The 23,315-nt window shown below is 51.3% G+C and carries 23 protein-coding genes and 3 pseudogenes; 13 read left to right on the top strand and 13 right to left on the bottom strand.

The genetic code is table 11. The features are described 5' to 3' along the window. Nucleotides 1–421 precede the first annotated feature (421 nt). The 6 genes and pseudogenes from ACXKZD_RS16735 to ACXKZD_RS16710 form a co-directional block, all read left to right on the top strand. Nucleotides 422–653, top strand: a pseudogene (locus ACXKZD_RS16735) (restriction endonuclease subunit S); the annotation flags it as partial. A 218-nt stretch (nt 654–871) separates the two neighbouring features. After that, complete coding sequence (symE, locus tag ACXKZD_RS16730) at nt 872–1,201, top strand: endoribonuclease SymE (RefSeq protein WP_033770916.1); 330 nt, start codon at nt 872–874, stop codon at nt 1,199–1,201. 731 nt (nt 1,202–1,932) lie between these two features. After that, the gene (locus tag ACXKZD_RS16725; RefSeq protein ID WP_073970690.1) at nt 1,933–2,460 is read left to right on the top strand and encodes a DUF2778 domain-containing protein; all 528 of its coding nucleotides are present in this window, start codon (nt 1,933–1,935) and stop codon (nt 2,458–2,460) included. 582 nt (nt 2,461–3,042) lie between these two features. Then, a complete protein-coding gene (locus ACXKZD_RS16720; RefSeq protein ID WP_488981747.1) occupies nt 3,043–3,246 on the top strand; it encodes a DUF8093 domain-containing protein in 204 nt (67 codons plus the stop codon). Continuing rightward, nucleotides 3,243–3,461: a hypothetical protein gene (locus ACXKZD_RS16715; RefSeq protein WP_488981746.1), complete on the top strand. Its 219-nt coding sequence runs from the start codon at nt 3,243–3,245 to the stop codon at nt 3,459–3,461. Before ACXKZD_RS16720 ends, ACXKZD_RS16715 begins: the two co-directional genes overlap by 4 nt. Before the next feature lie 375 nt (nt 3,462–3,836). After that, entirely contained in the window at nt 3,837–4,475 is a 639-nt protein-coding gene (locus ACXKZD_RS16710; protein WP_427053163.1) for an acyl-homoserine-lactone synthase, read from the top strand. A 14-nt stretch (nt 4,476–4,489) separates the two neighbouring features. Here ACXKZD_RS16710 and ACXKZD_RS16705 read toward each other — a convergent pair whose 3' ends face one another. Beyond that, nucleotides 4,490–5,182: a helix-turn-helix transcriptional regulator gene (locus ACXKZD_RS16705; protein WP_488981745.1), complete on the bottom strand. Its 693-nt coding sequence runs from the start codon at nt 5,180–5,182 to the stop codon at nt 4,490–4,492. A gap of 755 nt (nt 5,183–5,937) precedes the next feature. Between ACXKZD_RS16705 and ACXKZD_RS16700 the strand changes: the two genes are divergently transcribed. Together ACXKZD_RS16700 and ACXKZD_RS16695 are read left to right on the top strand one after the other, a co-directional pair. Further along, a complete protein-coding gene (locus ACXKZD_RS16700) occupies nt 5,938–6,294 on the top strand; it encodes a putative T6SS immunity periplasmic lipoprotein (RefSeq protein WP_488981744.1) in 357 nt (118 codons plus the stop codon). 189 nt (nt 6,295–6,483) lie between these two features. Continuing rightward, nucleotides 6,484–7,260 carry a CDP-diacylglycerol diphosphatase gene (locus ACXKZD_RS16695; protein WP_488982091.1) on the top strand — a complete coding sequence of 259 codons (777 nt, stop codon included), beginning with the start codon at nt 6,484–6,486 and terminating at the stop codon, nt 7,258–7,260. Here the strand turns inward: ACXKZD_RS16695 and ACXKZD_RS16690 are convergent. Then, nucleotides 7,261–7,548: pseudogene (locus tag ACXKZD_RS16690) on the bottom strand (class II fructose-bisphosphate aldolase); the annotation flags it as partial. A 238-nt stretch (nt 7,549–7,786) separates the two neighbouring features. Here ACXKZD_RS16690 and ACXKZD_RS16685 point away from each other — a divergent pair. From ACXKZD_RS16685 to ACXKZD_RS16675, 3 genes are read left to right on the top strand one after another with little or no spacing between them, the layout of a single operon-like run. Continuing rightward, entirely contained in the window at nt 7,787–8,302 is a 516-nt protein-coding gene (locus ACXKZD_RS16685) for a DUF2778 domain-containing protein (protein ID WP_010671743.1), read from the top strand. Further along, entirely contained in the window at nt 8,283–8,804 is a 522-nt protein-coding gene (locus tag ACXKZD_RS16680; protein WP_488981743.1) for a hypothetical protein, read from the top strand. The genes ACXKZD_RS16685 and ACXKZD_RS16680 overlap by 20 nt, the downstream gene beginning before the upstream one ends. Nucleotide 8,805: 1 nt before the next feature. Then, nucleotides 8,806–9,291 (top strand): Hcp family type VI secretion system effector, encoded by a 486-nt coding sequence (locus ACXKZD_RS16675; RefSeq protein WP_010671741.1) that lies wholly within the window; start codon nt 8,806–8,808, stop codon nt 9,289–9,291. A 231-nt stretch (nt 9,292–9,522) separates the two neighbouring features. On the opposite strand, the gene ACXKZD_RS16670 is transcribed toward ACXKZD_RS16675, so the two are convergent. From ACXKZD_RS16670 to ACXKZD_RS16625, 10 genes and pseudogenes are all read right to left on the bottom strand, one after another. Beyond that, complete coding sequence (locus ACXKZD_RS16670; protein ID WP_010671740.1) at nt 9,523–10,383, bottom strand: ketose-bisphosphate aldolase; 861 nt, start codon at nt 10,381–10,383, stop codon at nt 9,523–9,525. A gap of 5 nt (nt 10,384–10,388) precedes the next feature. Continuing rightward, nucleotides 10,389–11,813 carry a PTS fructose transporter subunit IIC gene (locus ACXKZD_RS16665; protein ID WP_033759776.1) on the bottom strand — a complete coding sequence of 475 codons (1,425 nt, stop codon included), beginning with the start codon at nt 11,811–11,813 and terminating at the stop codon, nt 10,389–10,391. Nucleotides 11,814–11,919: 106 nt separating this feature from the next. Next, nucleotides 11,920–12,393 (bottom strand): PTS sugar transporter subunit IIA, encoded by a 474-nt coding sequence (locus ACXKZD_RS16660; protein ID WP_022625347.1) that lies wholly within the window; start codon nt 12,391–12,393, stop codon nt 11,920–11,922. Between the two features lie 18 nt (nt 12,394–12,411). After that, nucleotides 12,412–13,617 (bottom strand): BglG family transcription antiterminator, encoded by a 1,206-nt coding sequence (locus tag ACXKZD_RS16655; protein ID WP_229518688.1) that lies wholly within the window; start codon nt 13,615–13,617, stop codon nt 12,412–12,414. 174 nt (nt 13,618–13,791) lie between these two features. Further along, a pseudogene (locus tag ACXKZD_RS16650) lies at nt 13,792–13,890 on the bottom strand (HTH domain-containing protein); the annotation flags it as partial. A gap of 315 nt (nt 13,891–14,205) precedes the next feature. Further along, nucleotides 14,206–15,597: a hexose-6-phosphate:phosphate antiporter UhpT gene (gene uhpT, locus ACXKZD_RS16645; RefSeq protein ID WP_010251526.1), complete on the bottom strand. Its 1,392-nt coding sequence runs from the start codon at nt 15,595–15,597 to the stop codon at nt 14,206–14,208. Between the two features lie 152 nt (nt 15,598–15,749). Further along, a complete protein-coding gene (locus ACXKZD_RS16640; RefSeq protein WP_089414598.1) occupies nt 15,750–17,078 on the bottom strand; it encodes an MFS transporter in 1,329 nt (442 codons plus the stop codon). Between the two features lie 9 nt (nt 17,079–17,087). Next, nucleotides 17,088–18,587, bottom strand: coding sequence for a signal transduction histidine-protein kinase/phosphatase UhpB (gene uhpB / locus ACXKZD_RS16635; protein WP_010671735.1), 1,500 nt, complete (start codon nt 18,585–18,587; stop codon nt 17,088–17,090). Beyond that, nucleotides 18,584–19,177 carry a response regulator transcription factor UhpA gene (gene uhpA, locus ACXKZD_RS16630; protein WP_010251517.1) on the bottom strand — a complete coding sequence of 198 codons (594 nt, stop codon included), beginning with the start codon at nt 19,175–19,177 and terminating at the stop codon, nt 18,584–18,586. Before uhpA ends, uhpB begins: the two co-directional genes overlap by 4 nt. A gap of 181 nt (nt 19,178–19,358) precedes the next feature. Then, complete coding sequence (locus ACXKZD_RS16625; protein WP_010671734.1) at nt 19,359–20,027, bottom strand: YecA/YgfB family protein; 669 nt, start codon at nt 20,025–20,027, stop codon at nt 19,359–19,361. 240 nt (nt 20,028–20,267) lie between these two features. Here ACXKZD_RS16625 and ACXKZD_RS16620 point away from each other — a divergent pair, with 240 nt between their 5' ends. Both ACXKZD_RS16620 and ACXKZD_RS16615 read left to right on the top strand, forming a co-directional pair. Beyond that, nucleotides 20,268–21,521 carry a serine hydrolase domain-containing protein gene (locus ACXKZD_RS16620; protein ID WP_033759782.1) on the top strand — a complete coding sequence of 418 codons (1,254 nt, stop codon included), beginning with the start codon at nt 20,268–20,270 and terminating at the stop codon, nt 21,519–21,521. Between the two features lie 132 nt (nt 21,522–21,653). Further along, nucleotides 21,654–22,160, top strand: coding sequence for an RcnB family protein (locus tag ACXKZD_RS16615; RefSeq protein WP_033759783.1), 507 nt, complete (start codon nt 21,654–21,656; stop codon nt 22,158–22,160). Between the two features lie 42 nt (nt 22,161–22,202). On the opposite strand, the gene ACXKZD_RS16610 is transcribed toward ACXKZD_RS16615, so the two are convergent. After that, nucleotides 22,203–23,315: an NAD(P)/FAD-dependent oxidoreductase gene (locus tag ACXKZD_RS16610; protein WP_033759785.1), complete on the bottom strand. Its 1,113-nt coding sequence runs from the start codon at nt 23,313–23,315 to the stop codon at nt 22,203–22,205.

Here is a 23,315-nt window from a genome sequence, read left to right as displayed (position 1 = left end):
CTTACGCATATACACTGTACGGTAGTAATGATGAGGCTTCGTTATAAACAGTATGTACTATCCCATCGTTCATTACTTTGAATAGTATGTTCTCAACATTGCTAAATTCTGGATTACCCCGTTTTGCAAGTGTGCTATCCAGAATTATTTATGTTTAATGTGTGTGTTTTTGCCGTAATTTTTAATACATTAACTTCACTATTATTCTTCTTTATTTCAGTGCATCCGGTTGGAGTAAATCATCGTTTTTGAAGTCAAAATAACCCAGCGTTACCATATGTGAATTATTCCATATAGCATAATCTGCAATATCACCCGGCTTACTCATTTTATATACACAGTAATAGTATGGCTGATATTTACGACACTCGTGAATGTTGTAGTTTAAATCTGCTTTGTCAGAGGAATATCTCACCTTTTACGCTTAGAACAGCTCTTCGCCTACGCCGACACCATTGAAAAACAGGTCAACAGTGCGCTCTTACGCATTAACAACCTGACGCAATCCATCCTGGCGAAAGCATTCCGTGCTGAACTCACCGCGCAGTGGCGGGCAGAAAAACCGGAACTAATCAGTGCTGAAAACAGTGCTACCAGTATTACTGGAAAAAATTAAAGCCGAGCGTGCAGCCAGTATAGGTAAAAAATCCTGATTCTTAATTTTTTTTGCGCACCTTAATGGCGCGCTTCTTATTATTTAATTCCAGCTAAATCTTAATATTTATATCCAAATGATTTTATAAATAGCTTATTTCACGCTGGACTTACCGTCTTTTTCCTGATGATATATACAGGTATTTAGCGCGGCGCGGATGTGCGCCAACACACCCGCGCCGCTAATCACAATCACTATTGAAAAGGAATAGTAATCATGACTGACGCCCATTCTATTGCACAACCGACCGAACCAGAAGTCTCTCCTGCAGATAACCGGCAATTAACCGTTAGCTATGCAAGCCGCTATCCGGATTACAGCCGTATACCCGCCATCACTATGAAAGGACAATGGCTGGAAGCTGCCGGTTTTGCCACGGGCACAGCAGTAGATGTAAAGGTAATGGAAGGTTGTATTGTGCTCACCGCCCGGCAGGAGAGCGAACTGATGCAGTCGCTGCGCCAGGTATGCAAGCTGTCGGCGCGGAAACAAAAGCAGGTGCAGGAGTTTATTCAGGTCATTGCCGGTAAACAGAAAGTCGTCTGAGTGTAAAACCGCTCCCGACATCGTATCGGGAGCGGTTAAATGTCAGGACGCGATCACTTCCACAAATACATCAGTTGCCTGACTTTCTTCGCTGTTGACCATATTTTCCTCCTTGCAGACCAGCGCCTTATTACCTGACCGCAAAGAAACGTTATCGCTGAACTTAAAGCTATACCGCTGTGATACAATGTTAATGCACGGTATCCCATTCCCTGATCGAAGCGAATATTCAATACTTGGCCATCTTCAGCGGTCATCGCCAGCTTACGATGATATTAAATATTACGAGGCGAACAGAATGCCATCACTTTGACTGGTTTTGACCTGCTCACCATTAATTAACATATTGCAATGTTAGTGCTGTCTTCATCGGAAATTTGAAGACGTGCGTATAAAAATGGCTTTTCAAATTAGCATCCTTCGTGAGGCCAGAGCCGATTTTTTTGCCCCGAAACTCTCCGTAAGCATACTATTCACAAAGCTACTTTCTAAACCTGGCGCAGGAAATCTGGCGGTAGAATTATAAAGAGTGTTATCTACATTCAGCACTGAGTTATCAAAGTCTATCAGAGTTTTCAGCACGTTGGCGAAATAGAAACACAGTAAATATTAGATATATCACTAACTCATGATTGTGCTGAATATTAGACGTAGATCATTTTCATTTTTTGATGAGGCATTATGATAAATCACCCTCATCTATAAAGTGGTCAAAGTAAAAGGAGCCAGACATGGCATTAAAAGGAATTTTCACTGTCAATGATGCAGATTACTCACCTTTACTCATGTATGGAATCGGGACGTTTATGGCGTACTCTGGTAACAGGGAATATCGCAATCGTGCAGGATGCATTGCAGTTCCAGACAACGGGCCAATACCTGATGGTTTATATCACATCGTTAAGCGCCCAACCGGTGGCTGGAAAGGTATAATCCGAACTGACTTGCACGATTTCTACTCATGGCCTACTTCAACGCCAGTTATCAAGTATGAATGGTTTGCTTTGTATCGTGATGATGGAAGGATAGATGACCATATGTGGGTTAATAATGTAGAGCGAGGGAATTTCAGACTACATCCTCGCGGGCCTCTTGGTGTATCTTTAGGTTGTATCACTTTGCAACACAGAACTGATTTCATCGCTATTCGGCAAGCATTACTCTCTACTTCACAAGTGAAATTACGTAATGGACTAATGTCTTTTGGCACAATTGAGGTGGTTTTAAATGGAAGCAAAACGTGTCCCAGCGGGGTTTAGAATCCTTATCGCAGTATCTTTGTTTGTAATGACGTTCCTTCTGACAAGACCGTCAGATCCATCGACACAAGGAGAGCAGCAGTTTTGGACAGAGTTAGCAAAGCTATTTAATCAACGCGATATTGAGGGTTTCGTGGGAATTGCGCTATTAGTGATATGTACAATGGTAACACTCATTGGTTATCAGATTATAGTCAGAGCGATTGAGAGGAAAAGTAACATTAAGAAATGATTTTTATAAAATGTGAATTAATTCTGGCAGAAGTTGAAAAATTAATTATAAATTGAATGATGTAAATCCTCTCACATTGTGCATTAAATTATTATGACATGTACGGCTAACTCTCAGGTTTTTTGCCAAAAAATACGTGCATGCGCAATTGATTGAGTTGCATTGTAACCTGCTCACTGTTTTCTGGTGTACCTCCATCGGGACATCGGGTTTTCGTTGCCTGATTGTTTGATTCACTTTCCTGCAGTCCGATTATCCTCCTGGGAATGAAAGAGACAACACAGGGATGCTTATACGGGATTGAGCCTGCCAGAAAACCGTTTTATTTGCCTGTCGATAGATAATCCGGAATGCTTTCCAGACAAGGAGAGCGGTCAAAGGAACAACTAAAAGCCATGATAGAGTGTGGTGATGTGGTATGCCTGAATGATGTGTCTGTTCTGTACGCCGGGCTGTTTTACATTGACGACAACGGTAAGTTAATTTGCGGCGATGAAAATGTCTTCAGATTCGGTGGAGCAAAAATATTATCGGTGCTTTTAATCATGCAGTGAGTAAGCGCGATCACCGACGGTCTGACGGAAAACCTGCGCCAACTTCATTAAGGCAGCTCCGCGTGGGAGGCGGGAGACAGTCAGTAACCTACGGAACGCTGAACATCAAAAACGTCGGCCGGTTACTCGCTGCTGGCGGTATCTGTAACGATAATAGTGAGGGGTTTCGTATAACGCTGAACAGTTTGGTGGCGATGTCTTCAGCAACTGATTAGTGTCAGGCGGGGAAACCCCCGGTTAACCTGTATCACAGATTAGATAATAGTTGCTTTAGTCAATGCAACAGGAAAGCTTGCCCCTTAAAATTATAAAGGGCAATAATTAAACTATAGTTAATTGATGTTTTTCGTATTTTAATATAATTATCGTTTGAGCGCTTATTGCACTCTGTACCCGGTACCTGAAATATCAGATAATCGCGGGTGGGTTTTCCCTGGTGTTGTATTGGTCTTTGACCTCCTGACCGCTAAGCATGGTGAGTGCCCGGTGGTCAGGTACTTTTTTAAGTATAGGGTCTGCGCAGGTGTAATAAAAGCTGTCTTAAAAGACAGGGGTAATGGTTCCCATGTGTGATTATCAGGAATGAATGAATGAATTCTGCTATTGAGTTTTTTTTGCGTGATTACGATGAATTTCCGCCAGAATTAGCAACCGAACTCTACCGGCTCAGAAGAAAAACATTTCGTGAGAGGCTCGACTGGAAAGTCGAATGCATTGACGGCATGGAAAAGGATCAATTTGACAACGAAAATACGACTTACCTGCTGGGCATGCATAACGGGAAGTTGCTATGTGGTGCACGGTTTATAGATTCGACGCAGCCGACGATGATGAGCGAAATTTTTCATGAATATTTCGAGGGTATAAGTGGTCTCCCCACAGATATCCCCTGTTGTGAGATTAGCCGGCTGTTTTTAGATAAAGAAAGACGTGACTCTGCAGGCCTTCATGGCTTGCCCGCCAGTAAAGTGTTATTCCTTGCAATGATTTTTTATTGCATGAAGAGAAACTATCGGGGGATGTACGCTGTGGCAAGTCGCGGCATGTATGCAATATTTCGCCATGCAAACTGGAAAATAGAAGTTATTCAAAAAGGCGTTTCTGAAAAAGGGGAAGTTATCTACTACATTTTCATGCCTGCCAGCATGAGCATCGTGGAAGATATTATCACCAGGGACAAAGCCAGTGGCTGGCTTCGTGAGATGTCCCGGCATTTACGCCATCTTTAACCAGTAACGCTGGCTCAGTTGTCCAGCAGCCGGAGCTCCGTCCCTAGTTTTACCGCATGTGTGGCGTTATTCACTCCGAGCTTTTTCATGACGTTGCCCATATGAAATTTTACGGTGCGTTCCGCAATAGATAAAATGACCGCAACTTCGGCGTATGTTTTCCCGGCGCCGACCCACTTAAGTATTTGCCGCTCACGCGGTGACAAAAAAACGTTTTTTTTCTGATGGTGTTGACTGTATAAGTTAAGCGTCTTCTGATGCAATTTAATAAGAAAACTAACTATTTTCGAACGATTTTTTTCCATGTCAATACCAGAATATTTCTGACTGATAATGGATAGCAAAGCCAGGTTGTTCAGGTAGTCATGCAGAGGGAATGTCTGCCCCTGGAAAATATTATATTGAAAACTTTCATTGAAGATTCGCGTGAGATTGTAGCCGCCTGACAGAATGACGTTGTTTTCCCAAAAAAAATCCTCAACACAACGTAAACTCTGAATAATGACAGGATCAATAAATTGATATTTTCTTTCAAGGTATATATCGAACCACTCAGGGTTATTATTAATAATACGCATCTGTGAAGGGTCTTTCTTGTTCATAATGGCGTAGGCATAGATAACACCCTTGTAATCCTCAAAGAATGCATTCAGTTCATTCTGGATTAACAAATTGATTCTTGTATCGTTGTAGTATGTATCCTTCACGTCAGTTTCTACCTCCGGGATGAGTGGATAAACCAGTATAATCCGCTTCGTTAGCTGTTGCTAATCGTATTTTAATCCAGCTAACGGACAGCGGAAATGACATCTGCCAGCAATATCCTGAATATTTTTGCTTTACAAAACGGATGGAAAGACCAGCTTACAAGACTACAGATGAATTATCGGGATTCACAAAAATCTGCGGGGACAGCAGGAACATTCGAATAATGATTCGCGATTTTAAGTTATTGCTGACTGGAGTGAACCGACAGCAGCATTTTTCATAACAAAACTCATGCTGGCAGGCGTAATTAAACAGGCACCGAGTCAGTATCTGACTGCTGACGGTTTTTAAATCCTGATGCTCATGCTCCCCCTTTGGCTACCCGGCGTTACCGGGTCGTCAGTTCTGCTGCGCTAACCCCTGTGGCTTTCGGACATAGGGCCTGATGGCAAACGTTCAGGTCAACCCTGCAGCCGGCTTAACGCCTGCGCTTTCACTGGCCGTATAGGTGATGACAAGCGAGTGTTAATCAGCAGGAAGCACATCAGGTCGTGTAAGCAGGCCGGTAACCTGATTACTCTCCTGAACAGCAAGTCTCTATTTTAGATGACTATTGGTTACTACTGGTTTATGGGATGAGTAAGTGGTCTTTCTATCAGAGGCCAGGGCGCATGGGGATGTACAGGGGCAATGATATGTTGCAGGATGTCCCCACGCTTTATCAGAAAAGCGTAACAGGGAAGGGGCGTTAATCATGAAAAACAAGATGATGCTAAGTGTCGTATTTTTCTTAACGGGATGCCCTGGGCCTGGCGACCGAATGGTGGAGCGCAAATCTACAACGGCATTTATCAAAGACAAGCAAGTTTGTGTGGTGTCGCCACTGGAGCCACAAGAAAGGATTACTGCCATTCAAATCAACAGCGATAAAAGCAACTCTCTTAACAAGGTTTTTGATGACAAACCTGTTTATATTCCAAAAGGTGAGTGTCTTCCTGTGTTTGGATTTAAGTTCACAACTGGAGAACGTTATTATTTCGCCTATGATGTTCAATCTGATAAATCAGCGTCGCATTTAGTCACTGCTGATTTTTCTTATTCCAAAGAATAAGGAGGCAGAACATTCACTCAGTTGCCCTAACCACCCTGCAACACCAGCGCTATACTAACCAACCCGAAGCTGGTTACCACTGGCTCCGTGCTAAACTGGATAAACGCTCCCCCAATATGAACCCTTGTTGATGAGGTTGTACCTGCATTGAGTCGCCTGACCGGACGCCATCCGCTGAACGGGAAATTATTGTGGCGATGCCGTTCTCTGCCGCTGGTCATCACGCTGCTGCTGGTGGGATGCGCCCGCTCTGACGCGCTGTGGACGGTCACGCATGACCTCTGCATGAATAACTATCACTATCGTCGCGATCCGGCTCCCTGCCAGCAAATTTATCTGCCGCAGGACAACACGCAGGGCTACAGCATCATCCAGAATCCTCGCCACAGGCTGCACTTTATTCTGGTGCCCACGGTGGCGATGTCCGGCATTGAGAGCATCGCGCTGACGCGCCCCGGACGTCCCGACTATTTCGGCTACGCCTGGTTAATGCGTTATCGTCTGATGGCGGCCTATGGCGCTAAAGTGCCTGAGGATCGGCTCGGCATGGCGCTGAATTCCGCTTATGGCCGTAGCCAGAATCAACTGCATATTCATCTGACCTGCCTGCGGGAAGATGTCTATCGCCAGCTTCAGGCCGAGCGCCCCTTTATTCATAATGACTGGCGACCCTTGCCCGACCGTTTGCTGAACCACACCTACTACGCCCGTCGCGTTATGCAGCCTACGGCGATGGGGATCTATCCTGTCTCCTCCGTAGCACGCCATTTCCGGCTGTCGCCGCCGCAGCTGGCGGAGTCTGGTGTGGCGCTCATCCCGGCGACGTTTTCGGGAGAAAAAGGGTTTATCCTGCTAACTACCCGGCGCGGCTGGGATAAGGGCAATCGGGCTTCCGTTGAGTCGCTGCTGGATAAACGCTGCGCAATTCTTTCAGCGCCGCCAGCTGATGTTTCAGACGGGAAGTAACTAAACCTTATCACCCTTAATCCTCCACCGACACAGCCACTCTGTTGTAATCAAATGCTCTGCCAGCAAGAACCCGACTGACGAGGACGATCGCCCGTGCATCGGTTTCGTAAACATTGAATCAGGTTCGTGTCCGCCCTGTTTCAGTTCCTGCTCCAATGCCACGAAAAATGCCTTCTTCATGTCGCTGAAGATATTGATTTTACCGACGCCATAACGAATTGATTCCGCGACCTCGCTGTTTTTGTTGCCCGAACCGCCATGCAGTACACGTGGAATATTAATTAATAGTAAGCTTGTTACAAGCTTGTCATTTATACATGATTGTTGAGCTATAACATCTCTGTTACTCTCAGGTTAAATAACAAGCCATAAACGCATATTAATTACATCTGTTAAGTGACTTATTGCTAACATAATCATCCTATTTCTTAAATTCAGACTTTTTCCAGGGAAAATTATTGCTCATTTTCTTTTCACCAGCGTAGGATAAGCGCACAAAGGATTATAGATGCAAGGATTATCAATGGCTCTACATGGAAAGTTTGTTATTAATGATGCTGACTACTCACCGTTATCCTTTCCGGGTGTGGGAACGTTTTTAGCGTTCTCTGGCAATGGTGCTTATCGTAATCGTGGTGCCTGTGGAATGATTCCTAAAGAGGGGCCTGTACCAGCGGGTAAATACTGGATTGTTGACCGTCCTGAGGGAGGCCTCCGATCACAACTAAATGCCGGTGTAAGGGATATTTATAATCATTTTGCCAGCGGTGCTACGTTCAGGCATTCCGAATGGTTTGCAATATGGCGGGATGATTGGGCAATTGATGATTACACCTGGGTTGATAGCGTTAAGCGTGGTAACTTTCGTTTGCACCCCGGCGTTCTTTCTGAGGGTTGTATCACACTTCCGCATGATTCTGATTTTTCCCTGTTACGCAATGCATTATTAAGGACCCAGAAAATAGAGGTTCCTTGTATGAGGAAGTTAAAGGCCTATGGAACGATTGAGGTAATTGCCAATGGCAAAACATGTCCTTAGTCTCTTTATAAAATTAGCGCTCTTTACTGTGATTATGCTGTTCGTTGCTAAAGAAGTTCCCTATGATGGATTAGTTGACTCTATAACAGCCTTATTTGATTTCCAAAGCGCTCTGAACGTTACCCATTTCATTCTGGGTGAACCTGACTTAGAGGCCTGGGAGTCGTTGCGAGATTACTTTTCTATTTTAATTAATACTCTAATCAGCATTCCGGTTATGAGTGCGATTATCACCCTTGTTAACGGCCTTACTCACAAAGTGAACCCATCTTGCCTCCCTAAAGAGTGGGCTTTCTCTACCGTGCGACGATTGATAAAAATAATCATTTTTGTAATGCTGCTTTGGTTATTCGTCCGCTTTGTACCTTACCAGGCTGTTTTTCCGGACATAGAAAAATTTTCAGATGTTGCTATGGCTGCACTTATGGCTTTCAACCTGATTTTAGCCATTTTCTGCTATTACTTTATTATGAAGAAATGCACATTCAAAAGGAGTTTGTAAAATGCCTATTCCAGCTTACATGTGGCTTAAAGATGACGGCGGTGCAGATATTAAGGGATCTGTAGACGTTCAGGATCGTGATGGTTCTATCGAAATTGTTGGCTTCAGTCACGGTTTAAATATTCCAGTGGATAGTGCCAACGGTAAAATCACCGGCAAGCGATCACACTCTCCCATTATGATTGAAAAAGAGTTTGATAGCGCCAGCCCATACTTATACAAAGCCGTTGCTACTGGTCAGACGCTGAAAAGTGCGGAGATTCGCTGGTATCGCATTAACCATGCCGGGCAAGAGGAATGCTATTTTGTTATGACTATCGAAGGGGTGAAGGTGACTGGCATTAATCCGGGGATGCCAAATGCTAAAATGGCAGGAAACTCGCAGATCAACCATATGGAAAGCCTTTCCCTGATGTACGACAAAATCACCTGGCGTTACGTTGATGGTAATGTGCAGTATACGGATGACTGGAATGTTCGGTCCTGAGATTAAAATCCTGTTTCCTGTGGTATAGCTAAGTTCTCCTTGGCAGTGAAGCAGTAATTAAAACGTTACCGGGGTGTAATGGGGGATTTAGTGACGACCTCCATGCATGCTCGAAAAACGTTACGACCGCGTTATCCGGTTGTACAACATCTAATAAAGGCACCTATTCATCGGTGCCTTTTCCCGGCCTCCCTACCAGTCTTCAAGCCACCATCCACGCCACACAACCCCTTACCGATACAACGCCGCTTTCCCCACCGAACTAAACAGCGCCATCTTCGCCGCGACCACTTCACTCGCCGCCTGCATCGGTTTAACAAAGAGGGAATTAGGCTCGTGACCCCCAAGCTTCAGTTCCTGCTCCAGCGCCACGAAGAACGCCTTCTTCATATCACTGGAGATATTGATTTTACCGACGCCATAACGGATCGATTCCGCGACCTCGCTGTCTTTGTTGCCCGAACCACCATGCAGCACCAGCGGAATATCAACCACCTTACGGATCTGCTGCAGGCGCTCGATATCCAGCTTTGGCTGCTTCCCTTTGGGGTAGAGGCCATGCGAGGTGCCGATGGCGACCGCCAGCGTGTCGGTGCCGGTCTCGCGCACAAAGGTCTCTGCCTGCTGCGGATCGGTATAGAGAATCTCGTTACTGCCACCTTCGCCGCTGCCTTCCGCCACGCCGATGGTGCCCAGCTCCGCTTCCACAGAGACATTAATCGTGTGCGCTATCTCGACAATCTTCTTCGTCAGCGCAATGTTCTGTTCGAAAGGGTGAGACGAGGCGTCAATCATCACCGAGGTAAAACCGGCGTAGATCGCCTTCATCACCTCTTCCAGCGAGCGGCCATGGTCCAGATGGATCACCACCGGCACGCGCGCCTGAATCGCCAGCGTCCGCAGATAGCCGATAAATTCCGGGCCGGTGAAGGCCATCTCTTCAGGATGGATCTCCAGAATCAGCGGTGAATCCAGTCGCTCGGCAGTCTCAACCGCCACACGGCCAAACTCCGCGCTGGCGATGTTAAACGCACCAACGCCAAACTGATGCTGTCGGGCAACGCTGAGCAGATCTTTCATGTTGTAAAGCATAGGTTTTATCCTTGTTTTGCAGGAACGGAGATATCTTTTTTCAGGAACAGCAGGATCAGCGCTGTCAGCAAACTGCCTGCGGCAATCGCAAACAGATAACCCATGACATTGCTGATCACGTTAGGAATGAAGATGACGAAAATGCCGCCGTGCGGAGCGCGGGAAGCACAGCCCAGCATCATTGACAGGGCGCCCGCTAATCCGGAGCCCGCCACGATGGCCGGGATGACGCGCAGCGGATCGGCGACCGCGTAGGGGATCGCGCCTTCGGTAATAAATGACAGACCGAGGATGTAGGTGACCTTGCCGGTCTCGCGCTCCTGCTCGGTAAATTTGCGGCGGAAGAGGGTGGTTGCCAGCGCGATGCCCAGTGGTGGCACCATGCCCGCCGCCATACAGGCGGCAATCGGTCCATAAACTCCGCTCGACATCAGGCCAATCGCAAACATACAGACGGTTTTATTCAGCGGGCCGCCCATATCAAAGGCCACCATCATGCCGAACAGCAGGCCGAGAATGGCCGCATTGGTGTTACCCAGCGAACTGAGGAAATCGGTCAGCCAGCCGAGCAGCATTTTTATCGGCTCACCAATCAGCAGCGCCATCAGTGCGCCGGTCAGCAGCACGCTCAGCAGAGGCACGATTAAAATAGGTTTCAGCCCGGCGACCGCTTTGGGCAGATGGATATGGTTATTGATCAGCAGCGTGATGTATCCGGCCAGGAAGCCGGCAATCAGCGCGCCAAGAAAGCCGGAGCCGGTGTGGATCGCCATCATCCCACCCACGGCGCCCGCCACGATGCCCGCTTTGCCGCTGACAGACTGGCTGATCCCCAGCGCCAGAATCGGTAGCATCAGGGCAAAGGCGGAACCGCCACCGATGTCAGAGAGCATCTTCGCTATCGGGCTGAAGTTCGCGTCCCCTGGTGTGGCCGCCGTAATCCCGAATGAAAAACTCAGCGCGATCAGAATGCCGCCCGCCACCACAAACGGGATCATCAGGTTCACGCCGGTGATCAGGTGCACATAAATCTCTGAAATCCAGGAACGGGAACCCGACGTCTCACGGGCACTGTTAGCCGGTTCCGATGCACTGGCCTGTGGGGCGGAGTCGGCAAGCCTGGGAGCCAGCTCGCCGTTAACAATGGCATTTAACAGGCCTTCAGCATCCTTCGCGGCACGGGTAACGGGCACCTCAATCACGTTTTTGTGCTGGAAGCGCGCCATCTCAACTTTTTTATCTGCGGCGATTAACACGACGTCCGCCCGATGAATATCGTCGTCGCTGAAAATATATTCGCTTTCAATCGCGCCCTGGGTTTCAACTAATACATTCAGGCCCAGTTTTTTAGCCGCTTTTTTTAAATTACTTTCGGCAAGGTAGGTGTGGGCGACACCTGTAGGACAGGCGGTAATGGCAATAATGTTCATAAATGTTCTCCAGTGAAAATTTTATATTTATGTTTTTCTGTCTGAAGGGATGGCTACAACCTGGAATACCTCCTTTATTTTTAATTCATGCTGCTCTCCGGTTTATTCAGGCTCCCGATCGGGATAAGAGTAAATGAAACATCTCTTCGCGATGCGGGACATTAAGTAATTGCTCGACGACATCCTCATCGCCTAACGCGATGGATATTTTGGCGAGCATTTTGATATGGCCCACATCTTTATCGGACTCTTTTACTGCGAACAGAATAACCAGCCGGACTTTAGTGCCGTCGATGGTCTCCCACGGAATATCCTGGCGTAAACGACCCACGGCAATGCGGGTTTTGGCGACGGCCGCAGATTTACCGTGCGGAATAGCAATATGGTTTTCAAATCCGGTAGAGCCTAATTCCTCACGCAGATAGACATCTTTCAGAAAAGCGGCTTTATCGGTGACGGCCCCGGTCTGGCAGAGCAGGTCGGTCAGTTGAGAAATAATCTGCTCTTTGGTCTGGCAATCGACATCGAGAATAATGCACTCTTCTTTTAATACTTCGTTAATAGCCACGGCTGTCGTCATTTTGCTTCTCCATTATCATTAATTAATCGAATTCGATACCAGACATTCTGTTACCCGTGCGATATCTTTCGCCGAGAACAGGGCCGAGACATACACCACCGGTTTTTCCAGCGGTTCCAGCCGGATGGTGGAAATCACCACGTCACACTCATGTCGTTTCAGGGAGTCAGCAATATTTTTCCCTGGAACGATGTCGATAATTTTCCAGTCGGGAAAGGCGCGGATAATCCGTCCGTAAAGCAGCTGCGAGGTGCCCAGACCGCTGGAGCAGACCAGCAAGACCCGTTTTACCTTGATGCTGTTTTCGATGGCCGCCTGAATATGCACCGTCAGGTAAGCCACCTCATCGTCACTGATCTCATCCAGGCTGTACTCCTGCGTCAGCTGGCTGATTACCGCTTTAACGGCGGCAAACACCGTGCCCAGCTCGGTCTGGATATCATGCAGCAGCGGATTTTTAATCCGGATGTGATATCTGAGGCGGTTCAGCATCGGCTTGATATGCGAGGACAATGATGCCTGCAGGTTCTGGTCGGTGGTGATTTCAATGTTGATGCGCTGCGCCACCCGGGCGATCAGCGCCTCAGCAAAGCGGGTTTCACGTTCCGAAATCAGCGAGTCATCGTGCTGTGGTGACTCACCACCCGCCTTACCGGAGGAGACCAGATACTGATAGATGGAGTGAGACTCCTCGGCCACCAGTACCGTGTTGTAGGCGGTCTCAATGCGCTCTATCACCGCCAGTGACACCTGCCAGGCGTGATGGTCGCTGACCCGGTTCATCGACACCGCGCGGGCGTCGGTCCTGTGCATCGGCGAGTGACTGCGGTGGATCAGCACCAGAATATGCGTAAATAAATTGATGTAGTAAGGATCGCTTATCGTATATTGCAGTTGCTGTTCAATAAAATTAATTAATTGCAGGGTAAAATGGACAGCCTGCTGACCAAACTTCTCTGAAAGCTCCTGCAGCGTGCTTTCATCCAGACGGCTTTCCATCATGTCCTGACGGTTATAAATCGATTTTAACACCAGCGCTTTCATCGCCATGCGAATATTATGGTCACTGCCTTTTATGCTGGTTCCGACACGACTTTTTAATAAGGTTAAATCAAACTGATGTAACCATGCTTCTAATGTTTTCAAATCATTCACTATCGAAGCGCGGCTGATAAAATATTTATCCGCCAGTTCGCTGATGGAGGAACTTTTTGGTGAAAGCATTAATAAATCAGACGCTATTTTCAGCATCCTGAAGTTACTGCTGAAATCATCCACCTCGGTTGAGAAAATCCGGCGCGCGGCTATTTCTGACTGCGCGTCAGCGAATTTAATTGTGATCCCTCTCCCACTTTTTCCGCTGAGATTGATTCCCTGGTCAGAAAGTTTTTCGTTAATGTCGGCAATATCGCGGCGTAGAGTTCTGGGTGTAATAGACGTTTTTTCTGAAATAGCGTGCAGGCTCACATAACTGTTATGAGAAATAAGCTGTCGCATAATCGTCAGTTGCCGTTCAGTCAGCGCCTTCATCATCATCAGGTTCCGCTTAATCCGTTATTCGCCTTGTCAGTTATCATCTAAACAAAGGCACTATGCCATGTAAATATTAAAACATGGCCACAACCTGGTGGTCAGGCTGACCACCTGACAGTAAATTTCTTAAATAATCGGGGACGAGATGAAAGAATAAGTGAAAGGGGATGGGAGGGTTTGGCGGGCTGACTGGCAGTGATCCGATTGGTGGGGCTACATCAATGGCTGAGGGCGGAACCTGGCGGGAAAGCCCGGCTTACGCCGGGCCAGATTTTATCTTTACGCCATCTTCAAACGCTGCAATCGTTTCTCGCGGCGAATCTTGCGCTCTTCCATCACCGCAACCAGCGCCATCAGGCAGATACAGGCGATAGCAGCGGCATCCAGTGCGGCAAAGGTGCCCGCCCAGCCGGTCAGGCCAAATATCGGCGTGCCGTCGGCAATCATGCCAAGGCCCAGTTTGGCGAAGCTGTCACCAATCAGATAGGCGAAGGTGCCTTTGATGCCATCTGCTGCGCCAATCGCTTTTTTCGGCACAAAGCCGACCGCGGCGACGCCGATTAACAGTTGCGGGCCAAAGACCAGGAAGCCCAGTGCGAACAGCGACGCCAGATAAACATACTGGTTGCTGGCATGCTGATAGATCCCGAGCGTGGCAATAATCAGCGCTAACGCGACGCAGGCGACCAGCGCACGGCGGCCATTGGCCAGATCGGATAACCAGCCCCACATCAGCGTGCCCACCAGTGCGCCCACTTCAAACAGGGTAAAGCCCTGAATCGCCACCTCTTTAGAGAGCTTCAGCTCCTGGAAGGCGTAAACCGTTGACCACTGATCGATCCCGATGCGCACCACATAGAGGAAGATGTTGGCGAAGCAGAGCAGCCAGATCACCTTGTTCTTCAGTACGTACTCGACAAAGATCTGCCATTTGGTCATCGACTCATCTTCAGCTTCTTTGTCCTCATCGCTCAGCTCTTCGTCAAACAGCTCTTCGGCCTTGCCCAGGCCATAAGATTCCGGGGAGTCGCTGCCGTAGCGCAGGCCGATAAAACCAACAATCAGCGCGATAATAGACGGGAAGATAAACATCCCAATTACGTGGCCGTTGAACAGCACATTGGCACCAAACAGCGCAACGCCTGCCGCACCGGCACCGCCGAGGTTGTGGGAGATATTCCACATGCCAAGATAAGTACCTCGTTTGCGGCGCGGCGTCCACTTAGTGATGGTGGAGTAGCTACAGGAGCCGCCGGTACTCTGGAAGAATCCGCTTAAGGCATAAAAGGCGATCATCAGAAACAGGCTGACGGATCCGGTGCCCATGCTGGCGCTGAAACCCAGCATACAGATGGCCGAGAGGATCAGCATAAACGGCAGGAACTGCTTGGTGTTTTTGCCATCAGCATAATAGGAGACCAGGGTTTTCCCGACGCCATAGGTGATGGAGAAGCCCAGACCGATCATCCCCAGCTGCGTCATGCTCAGTCCGTAGGTGGTGATCATATCGTTCTGCGCGATATTGAAGTTTTTGCGGATCAGATACATGGTCAGGTAGCCGATAAAGACCACCAGATAGGACTGCATAAACGGCTTGAACCACATCTTGCGCCGCAGTTCGATGGGCAGATCCAGCGTCGGTCTGCGCACCTGTTTGAGGAATGCCAGCATGGAAGGGGATTCTCCTGGTTGGAATAGCTGCAATGGGCAGCGAATGGCTGGCATTGTAAAAACCTGCCGCCAGACTGGCCTGAGACAGCATCCAGGCGAAACCAGGAAAATTTCTTAGTTTTGCCCCACTCGGGGCAAAAAGGAGAGGCGTATCACGCTTCAGGCAGGGCGCGCGGCGCCTGAGCATTTAAAAACGGCAGCAGAAGCAGGGCGGATATCCCCGCCGCCGTGGCAATCACTGCAAAGAAGCCGCTCCAGTGCCAGACGTCGATAACCCACGCCAGCGGCCAGCCGGAGAGGGACGCGCCAAGATAGGCGAAAAGGCCGACGAAGCCGGTTGCCGCGCCTGCCGCATCTTTATGGGAACACTCGGCTGCCGCCATACCAATCAGCATCTGCGGGCCAAAGACAAAGAAACCGGTAGTAAAAAAGCAGGCTGCCTGCATCACGTAACTGGTAAAGGGCATCAGCCATAGTGAGCCGACGGAAAGCAAAATCCCGGCTGCAAAAATCAGGTTCATCGGCCCACGGTTGCCGTTAAACAGCTTGTCCGAGCCCCAGCCCGCGACCAGTGCGCCTATCACACCGCCCAGCTCAAACAGGGTGACTACCGAGTTGGCCGTGACCAGATCTACCCCCAGCGTGTCGGAGATGTAGAGATTTCCCCAGTCATTAAGCGCCGCGCGAACCACATAGACCAGCACGTAACAGAGTGACAGCAGCCAGATATAGGGGTTGAATAGCACATAGCGTATCAGGATCGCTTTGCGACTCAGACCTGCGCCTTCCTGCTGCTGCGCCATCTCCATCTCATCCTGTCGCCAGTCGCCTACCGCGGGCAGGCCGACAGTCTGAGGCCGGTCGCGCAGACGCCAGCAGAGAAACAGTCCGGCGAGGATCGCTAAACTGCCCGCAATCATCATCCCGATTCGCCAGCCATAGTGCAGCGCCACTGCACCGATAACGATCGGGATAACCGCACCGCCAACGTTGTGCGCGGTGTTCCATAATGCCCACCAGCCGCCGCGCTCGTTGCGCGAATACCAGCTGGTCAGCAGGCGCGCGCAGACCGGCGCGCCCCAGCCCTGGAAAAAGGCGTTGATGGTCCACAGCAGCGCAAAGGCCCACAGTGAGGTCGAGAAGCCAAACAGGATATTGACCACGCCGGTAGCGATCAGCCCCAGCCCCATAAAGTAACGGGCGTTGGAGCGGTCACTGACGATGCCGGAGAAGAACTTCGACAGGCCGTAGGTGATGTAAAATAGCGTCGCCAGCAGGCCAATATCGGTGCGCATCATCACGCCGCTGGCGATCACTTCCGGCGCCGCCGCATTGAAGCTTTTGCGGGTAAAGTAGAACAGGGCATAGCCGATCCAGATGGTCGACATGATGTGCCGCCGCCAGTAGCGATAGCGGCTGTCAATCTCACTTTTGTCCTGCAGCGGAGCGGCGTTAGCGGGCGTTTTCAGAAAGTTAAACACGGTGATTCCTCAGGCCATACGCAGCGGCAGATGCACACTGACGCGGGTTCCATGGGTGCAGGAGATAGTCAGCGATCCGCCCAGCGCACTCACGCGTTCGCGCATCCCGACCAGACCAAAGCTTTGCTGACCGGAACCTGGCGGCAGACCGCAGCCATCATCTTCAATCACCAGCAAAACGCGACCATTCTGTTGCCAGCCTTTGAGCATCACGGCGCTGGCGCTGGCGTGTTTCACAATGTTGTTCAGCCCCTCCTGACAGACGCGAAACAGCGTGACGCGCTGCGCTTCGCTCAGCAGCGTCTCATCAATACGCCACTCAAGGTGACTGACGATGCCGCAATCCTCCAGCTCCATCTCACGCATCAGGGAGCGAACTGCCTGTTCAAGTGACAGGTCATCTAGCTGGCGGGGTCGCAGACGTCCCAGCAGTCGCCGCACTGAATCGTAGACACCCAGTGAGAGCTGCTCAATATGGACGCCGCTCTGGATCACCCGGCCATTATCCGGCGCAAGGCGCTGCACAATGCCCGCCTGGGTGCGGATTGCTGTAATCGTCTGACCGATGTCATCGTGCAGCTCGCGCGCCACCTCCTGGCGCACGTTCTCTTCTGTCTCGACCAGCCGTTCCGCCAGGCGCCGGTTGCGTGCCAGCTCACTCTGCAGCGACTGATTCAGCTCGCGCAGCCGCTGAATACCGGCACCCAGCAGCAGTCCGGTCAGGCTTTGCGCCAGCAGCGAGAGCAGAAGATCGACCGGATGATCGTGCCAGGTCTGGCTGGCGATCAGCGCGATTGCGTTCATCAGCGTAGCAATCAGCGCACCCTGCCAGCCGTAGTGCCAGGCCAGCGCAATAATCGGCAGCGCCAGACAGAATGGCGTAAAGCGCGACAGTTCAGCGGGCAGGCCAAGCTGCAACCAGAGACTGATGACAAACAGCAGCAGATACCAGATAAGATGCCGGGCGCGCCAGTTGACCGGGTGCGAGACCAGCGCCGGTCCCAGCGGCTGCCAGCGGGTGCTGGTGAGGTAGTGCCAGATGACCAGGCAGGTCGGGGCCAGCGTCAGACCACCGGTGAGCGTTAGCAGCAGCGCGTTCAGCATCTCCTGCTGTCCCGCCCACGCCAGGGATTGCAGCAGCGCCGCGGCGATCAGAGCCGCGCCCTGGCTCAGCAGCGTGCGCCAGTCACGCTGATGGCGGTAATGGGAGATCAGCGCCACCGGCAGCAGCGTCAGTACACTGCCCGCCATTAACAGCGGCAGATGCGCCAGCGCGACCACCTTCGCCAGCCAGATCAGCATGATCCACTCAGCTGCCAGCAACACCGGCCAGTAAGCGCGTGGACATTGCAGCATCAGCCCCAGACGCAGGCCAAACGGAAATAGCAGCACCGCCAGCTCCGGGCGTTCCACCAGGTGCAGGCTGATACTCCACAGGCAGAACCAGGCCGCCGAGAAGATGAAAAAGCTGGCGACAATGGAGATCAGCCGCGAAACACAGGGGCTCATTGCCAGCCATCAAACATGCGGCGCGCCAGCTCCACATCATTGCTGACGCCGAGCTTCTCCATCAGATTCGCGCGATGGACATGTACGGTTTTCGGTGACAGCGCCAGCTCAACGGCAATTTCCTTTACCGCCATGCCCTGTGACAGTTTTTCCGCCACCTGACGTTCGCGTCGGGTCAGCGGGTCCTGCCGACCGGCGGCCAGCTTGATCGCAATCTCTGGCGTCAGATAACAGCCGCCTGTGGAGACCGTGCGCACCGCCGCGATCAGCTCATCGGGACGACAGCGTTTAGAGAGGAATCCGCGCGCACCGGCATTAAGCGCCTGTTCCACCAGTGCCGGACTGTCATGGACTGACAGCATGATGGTGGCCAGGCCCGTCGGCAGCTTGCTCAGCAACTCCAGCCCGGAGAGATCCGGCATCGAAATATCGCAGATACAGACCTGAACGCCCCGGCCCGGTAAACCTGCCAGCGCCTCACGGCCAGAACCAAATTCCGCTACGACCTGGAAATCCGATTCCAGGCCCAGCAACTGGGCAAAGCCGGAGCGGACGATAAGGTGATCGTCAATAAGCGCGATGGTGATCATGTTTATTCCTGGCGGGTAAAATCGCGCTTACCTTAGCGATAAGCACGAAGCTGTTCAAGTCGTGAGCAGTCTATTCAGGTAAGGGAGTGGGTAGAGTGATGCAGGTCAAACTGTCGTGGATCGTGAGAGAAGCATGCCGGGCTGAATCGCCGCCCGGCAGATCGTGAGGCTAAGCAGCCGATCAGTGCAGACAGCACTGCTTATATTTTTTGCCGCTGCCGCACGGGCAGGGATCGTTGCGGCCAGGCAGTTTCTCTGCCGCGACAGGCTTCTGGGGAACGGGAATCGCTTCAGGCTGGGAGATCCAGTGATCGTGCAGCGCCAGCGCAGCAGGACGGATAGCTTCAATGCTGGCTTCCATCTCGTCCGGCGTCATGGCATCGATCTTTTCAAGATTCTCTTCCACGCCGTGCAGAGCGATGGCGTCCAGCGCGGGTTGCAGGTCCTGCGGCAGGGCAGTCCAGTCGGTCAGCGCGACACCGCGCATGTAGCCGAAGCACCACTCTTCCACCACGGTAAATTCCAGACCTTCCATTTCACGGATGCCAAACAGCGGTTCGAACTGCTCAGGGAATTCAGATAAGCGGTCAGCCACATCATTCATATGCTGGAAGCAAAGCGACATAAAGCGCGTCATTTCACGCTCGTTGCTCCATTTTGGGATCTGCTTCTCGCCACCCCACAGTGCCACCAGCCACTGGCTTGGCTCGACGGTGACGGGACCGGAGAGTACGGCAGTCAGCAGGCCGTCGAGCTCGGAGACATCAATAATCGATGCTTCGCTGCCATATTTTTCCAGCATATCTTCCAGCCATTGCAGCTCTTTTTCGGACAGTGGGCCTTCTTTCATGCGGTTGCCTCCCGGGCATTTCAAAAATTTCAGCGGCGTTGAGCCTTAAAACCGCAGCAGTGTACACCCTTGTGGACTGCAACACAGCTAACCCTGTTCGGGCATGCTGCGGTGATTAAACTGCGTTTAGCACCACTTTCACCCCGTTGTGCAGGCGATAGCCCACAGCACTTTATGGTACATTTTTGCGCTCCAGCCAGACAGTTGCGTGTTAAATAATAATAAGTAAATGATTAATATATGAAAAATGGATTTACTGGCAGGCCGGCTATTGCAGTCTCCCTTGCACGGCTGACCCCTGGCGGCCAGTGGATCAGCAGATTAATGACGCGATTCATGCCAGCCTTTATCTTCCTGCTGGCGGGATGTGGAACCCTGTCGCAAACGTCCGCCCCGGTGGGCGACCGCGTTTATCTGACTCACGCCACCTTTCATGAAAATGTCGATGACATCGTGCAGCATTACATGCAACAGAAGCAGGTTCCCGGCATCAGCATTGCGGTCATTCATCGCGGTGGGCCGACCCGCTATTACTCTTTTGGCGTCACCGATCGTGTGCATCGCTATCCGATCACGCCCGATACCCTGTTTGCGCTGGGATCGCTGAGTAAAGGCGTGACGGCAGAAGTGATTATCCAGCTGGTTGATCAGGGTAAACTGCGCTGGAGCGATACACTGGCCGATCTTCTGCCGGAAGGCGTTCACCTCAGCGCTGACGCGCGGCGCATCACGCTGCTGCAGCTGGTGACGCACACCTCGGGTCTGCCGCGACAGGATATGGATCTGACGATGCTGCAGCAGTTCGTACGTTATCTGGACACCGGCGAGAACTTCTATGGCAATCTTGATAGCGACAAGCTGCTGAGTTATCTGGCGGACTTCTCTGCGCCCTCGGTACGCCTGCCACACTACTCCAACCTCGGCTATGCGCTGCTCGGTTATATCCTGCGCACGCGTTTTCATCAGGATATTCAGACGCTGGCATCACAGCTTATCTTCACACCGTTAAAGATGAACCAAAGCAGTTTTGTACCGGAAACGCTGACGGGCTATCCGCTGCGTGCACTGGGCCATGCAGGCGATCAGCCGAAATTTATTCGCCGCGGCACGCTGACGCCTGACTGGCATTTTCACGGCAACATGGTGGCCGCGGCCAGTCTCTACAGTAACGCGCGCGATCTGAGTGCTTATTTGCGCGCACATCTCAGCGCTACCGGTGATGCTGCGCGGGACCGGGCTTTCGCGGCGGTAGATCAGGCGTGGTATCAGCAGGGCGCGCAGGCGCAGAATATCGCCTGGGTGACCGACACTTTCGAAGGGCAGCAGATCACCTATCAGGTGGGCTATATCGGCGGCTATGCCAGTTTTATCGGCTACGATAAACGTAACGGCAATGCGATTGTGGTGCTGCAGAACGGCTTTAACTGGAGTAACTATTTAGGCATTGCGTTGTTGGTCGATCTGGCAACTCAGGATAAAGTGGTCGGACAGTGATCCGCTACCTGGCCTGTGTGCAGTAAAGTGAATAGCGCTGTTTTTCCTTACACATAGCGTCAGTGCGCCGGAACTGAAGTGCGATAAACATTGTCTTTAGCCTGACTGTCAAAATTCAACGTGGAAATCATTATGCGCAGGACTCAACGTGTACTTTTATCAATGGGATTACTGGTTGGCTCGCTGAGCCTGATCCCCGCTGTACAAGCCGCTGGCGAAGCAACGGATACCGTTCCGCCACCGCCGCAGATTCAGCCTGCTAATCCGGATGCGCAGCCCGCTACGCCTGATACGGGCAGCGTTCAGCCGGATGCCGGTGGCGCGCAAAGCCAGGCACCGACCAGCTCACAATCTAATGATGGTATTACGCCGACCACGCCGGCACCTTCCAATGGCGCGCACCCTAATTACGACCTCAGCACCATCATCATCGACTACAAACAGTACCAAATCGGTGACACAGTGCCAGAGAAGTACACCGATAAAACGTACACCATCAATGAGTGGCAAAAGCGTAATCTGCCTGCTCCGCAGGAAAATACCCACTGGGCCTATATCAACGCCAACTACATTCTTATTACCAATGACACCGGCAAAATCGTCATGGGTAAATCGGGCGATATCTTCTTCCGCGGTTAAAATAAGCGGTAAAAATCAGCCGGTCGTGATGACCGGCTTTTTTTAGCTGAAACGCTCAGCACCAAAGCTTGACAGCATCGGATGCTTTTCACCGCTTACAATCTCCTCCGCCAGCAATTCACCGACAATCAGCGCCAGGGTTGCACCCGAATGCGTGAACGCCACATAACAGCCCGGCACCTTCTGCAGTTGCCCCAGTACCGGATCGCCATCGCCCGGAATCGGCTTCAGGCCAATTTTCCAGCTCTGGACGCTGAGCGGCTCGTCACCCCGTAACAACTGACTCGCTTCCTCGGCCAGCTTTGCTACAACCTGCTTATCAATATGGTAATCGCCTCCGGCCAGCTTCTGGATATCAGCCTCGTACCAGTCATGATCCAGGGCGTAACGGTTGCCGGGGTTTGGCCGGATGGCGGCGCGAGGCGTGTTCAGCACCGCCTTGAGTTCATGTTTGCCCGGCTCAGTGATCACCAGCATGGAGACGGGCGATCCGTTGGGAATCGTCACGCCCAGTGGCGCAATCACATCCGGTGTCCAGGGCCCGCAGGCGACCACCACCGCATCTGCCCGCAGTTCGCCCAGCTCACTGCGAATGCCGCAGGCCCGGCCCTGATCGGTGATCACACTGGCTTTACCGGCGTGTTCAATCACTTCACCACCCCGCGCCCGGAACTGATTCACCAGATACTCTGACAGGTGCGGCAGGCTGACCCAGCCTTCACCGGGGTTAAAAATCGCCTGCGACGGCAGCGCGTCGGGATCGATCGTCGCATCCGCCTGTGCCACGTTATCAGGGGTCATGAGTTGTGAGTCGTAGCCGTGTGCTTTCTCATAGGCGTGCCGCGCCTGCGTTCCGGCTGCATCATTGCTGAACCAGCAAACCCCGCCATCAAAACGCAGCCAGTCGAGGGTGGGTTGTTGAGCAAACAGGGTGCGATAGCGATCAATGCCCGCCATGCGCAGCGCGTGATAGGGGCGGGAACGTTCACCCGCCGAGTTGAGCCAGGAGAGTGAACGTCCCGATGCGCCGGAACAGAGCGCGGCTTCGGTCACCAGGGTCACCGCCGCTCCCCGTTTTGTCAGCTCCAGCGCCGTCGAGACACCTATTACGCCACCACCCAGAACAACCACTTTCATTTCAGTTTTTACCGCCAT

The sequence above is a fragment of the Pantoea sp. ABR1s genome (assembly GCF_057812235.1).
Note: the sequence above shows the minus strand (reverse complement) of the source record. Positions and strands in the feature narration are given on the sequence as shown.

Coding starts and splice junctions, on each gene's coding strand:
- uhpT (WP_010251526.1), bottom strand. CDS start 15,597: ATGCTGGCATTCCTCAAACAGGTGCGCAGACCGACGCTGGATCTGCCC.
- ACXKZD_RS16655 (WP_229518688.1), bottom strand. CDS start 13,617: ATGCTTTCACCAAAAAGTTCCTCCATCAGCGAACTGGCGGATAAATAT.
- ACXKZD_RS16720 (WP_488981747.1), top strand. CDS start 3,043: ATGCTTTCCAGACAAGGAGAGCGGTCAAAGGAACAACTAAAAGCCATG.
- uhpA (WP_010251517.1), bottom strand. CDS start 19,177: ATGATCACCATCGCGCTTATTGACGATCACCTTATCGTCCGCTCCGGC.
- ACXKZD_RS16610 (WP_033759785.1), bottom strand. CDS start 23,315: ATGGCGGTAAAAACTGAAATGAAAGTGGTTGTTCTGGGTGGTGGCGTA.
- ACXKZD_RS16710 (WP_427053163.1), top strand. CDS start 3,837: ATGAATTCTGCTATTGAGTTTTTTTTGCGTGATTACGATGAATTTCCG.
- ACXKZD_RS16620 (WP_033759782.1), top strand. CDS start 20,268: ATGAAAAATGGATTTACTGGCAGGCCGGCTATTGCAGTCTCCCTTGCA.
- ACXKZD_RS16670 (WP_010671740.1), bottom strand. CDS start 10,383: ATGCTTTACAACATGAAAGATCTGCTCAGCGTTGCCCGACAGCATCAG.
- ACXKZD_RS16625 (WP_010671734.1), bottom strand. CDS start 20,027: ATGAAAGAAGGCCCACTGTCCGAAAAAGAGCTGCAATGGCTGGAAGAT.
- ACXKZD_RS16660 (WP_022625347.1), bottom strand. CDS start 12,393: ATGACGACAGCCGTGGCTATTAACGAAGTATTAAAAGAAGAGTGCATT.
- ACXKZD_RS16665 (WP_033759776.1), bottom strand. CDS start 11,813: ATGAACATTATTGCCATTACCGCCTGTCCTACAGGTGTCGCCCACACC.
- ACXKZD_RS16700 (WP_488981744.1), top strand. CDS start 5,938: ATGAAAAACAAGATGATGCTAAGTGTCGTATTTTTCTTAACGGGATGC.
- ACXKZD_RS16675 (WP_010671741.1), top strand. CDS start 8,806: ATGCCTATTCCAGCTTACATGTGGCTTAAAGATGACGGCGGTGCAGAT.
- ACXKZD_RS16725 (WP_073970690.1), top strand. CDS start 1,933: ATGGCATTAAAAGGAATTTTCACTGTCAATGATGCAGATTACTCACCT.
- ACXKZD_RS16680 (WP_488981743.1), top strand. CDS start 8,283: ATGGCAAAACATGTCCTTAGTCTCTTTATAAAATTAGCGCTCTTTACT.
- ACXKZD_RS16615 (WP_033759783.1), top strand. CDS start 21,654: ATGCGCAGGACTCAACGTGTACTTTTATCAATGGGATTACTGGTTGGC.
- symE (WP_033770916.1), top strand. CDS start 872: ATGACTGACGCCCATTCTATTGCACAACCGACCGAACCAGAAGTCTCT.
- uhpB (WP_010671735.1), bottom strand. CDS start 18,587: ATGAGCCCCTGTGTTTCGCGGCTGATCTCCATTGTCGCCAGCTTTTTC.
- ACXKZD_RS16685 (WP_010671743.1), top strand. CDS start 7,787: ATGGCTCTACATGGAAAGTTTGTTATTAATGATGCTGACTACTCACCG.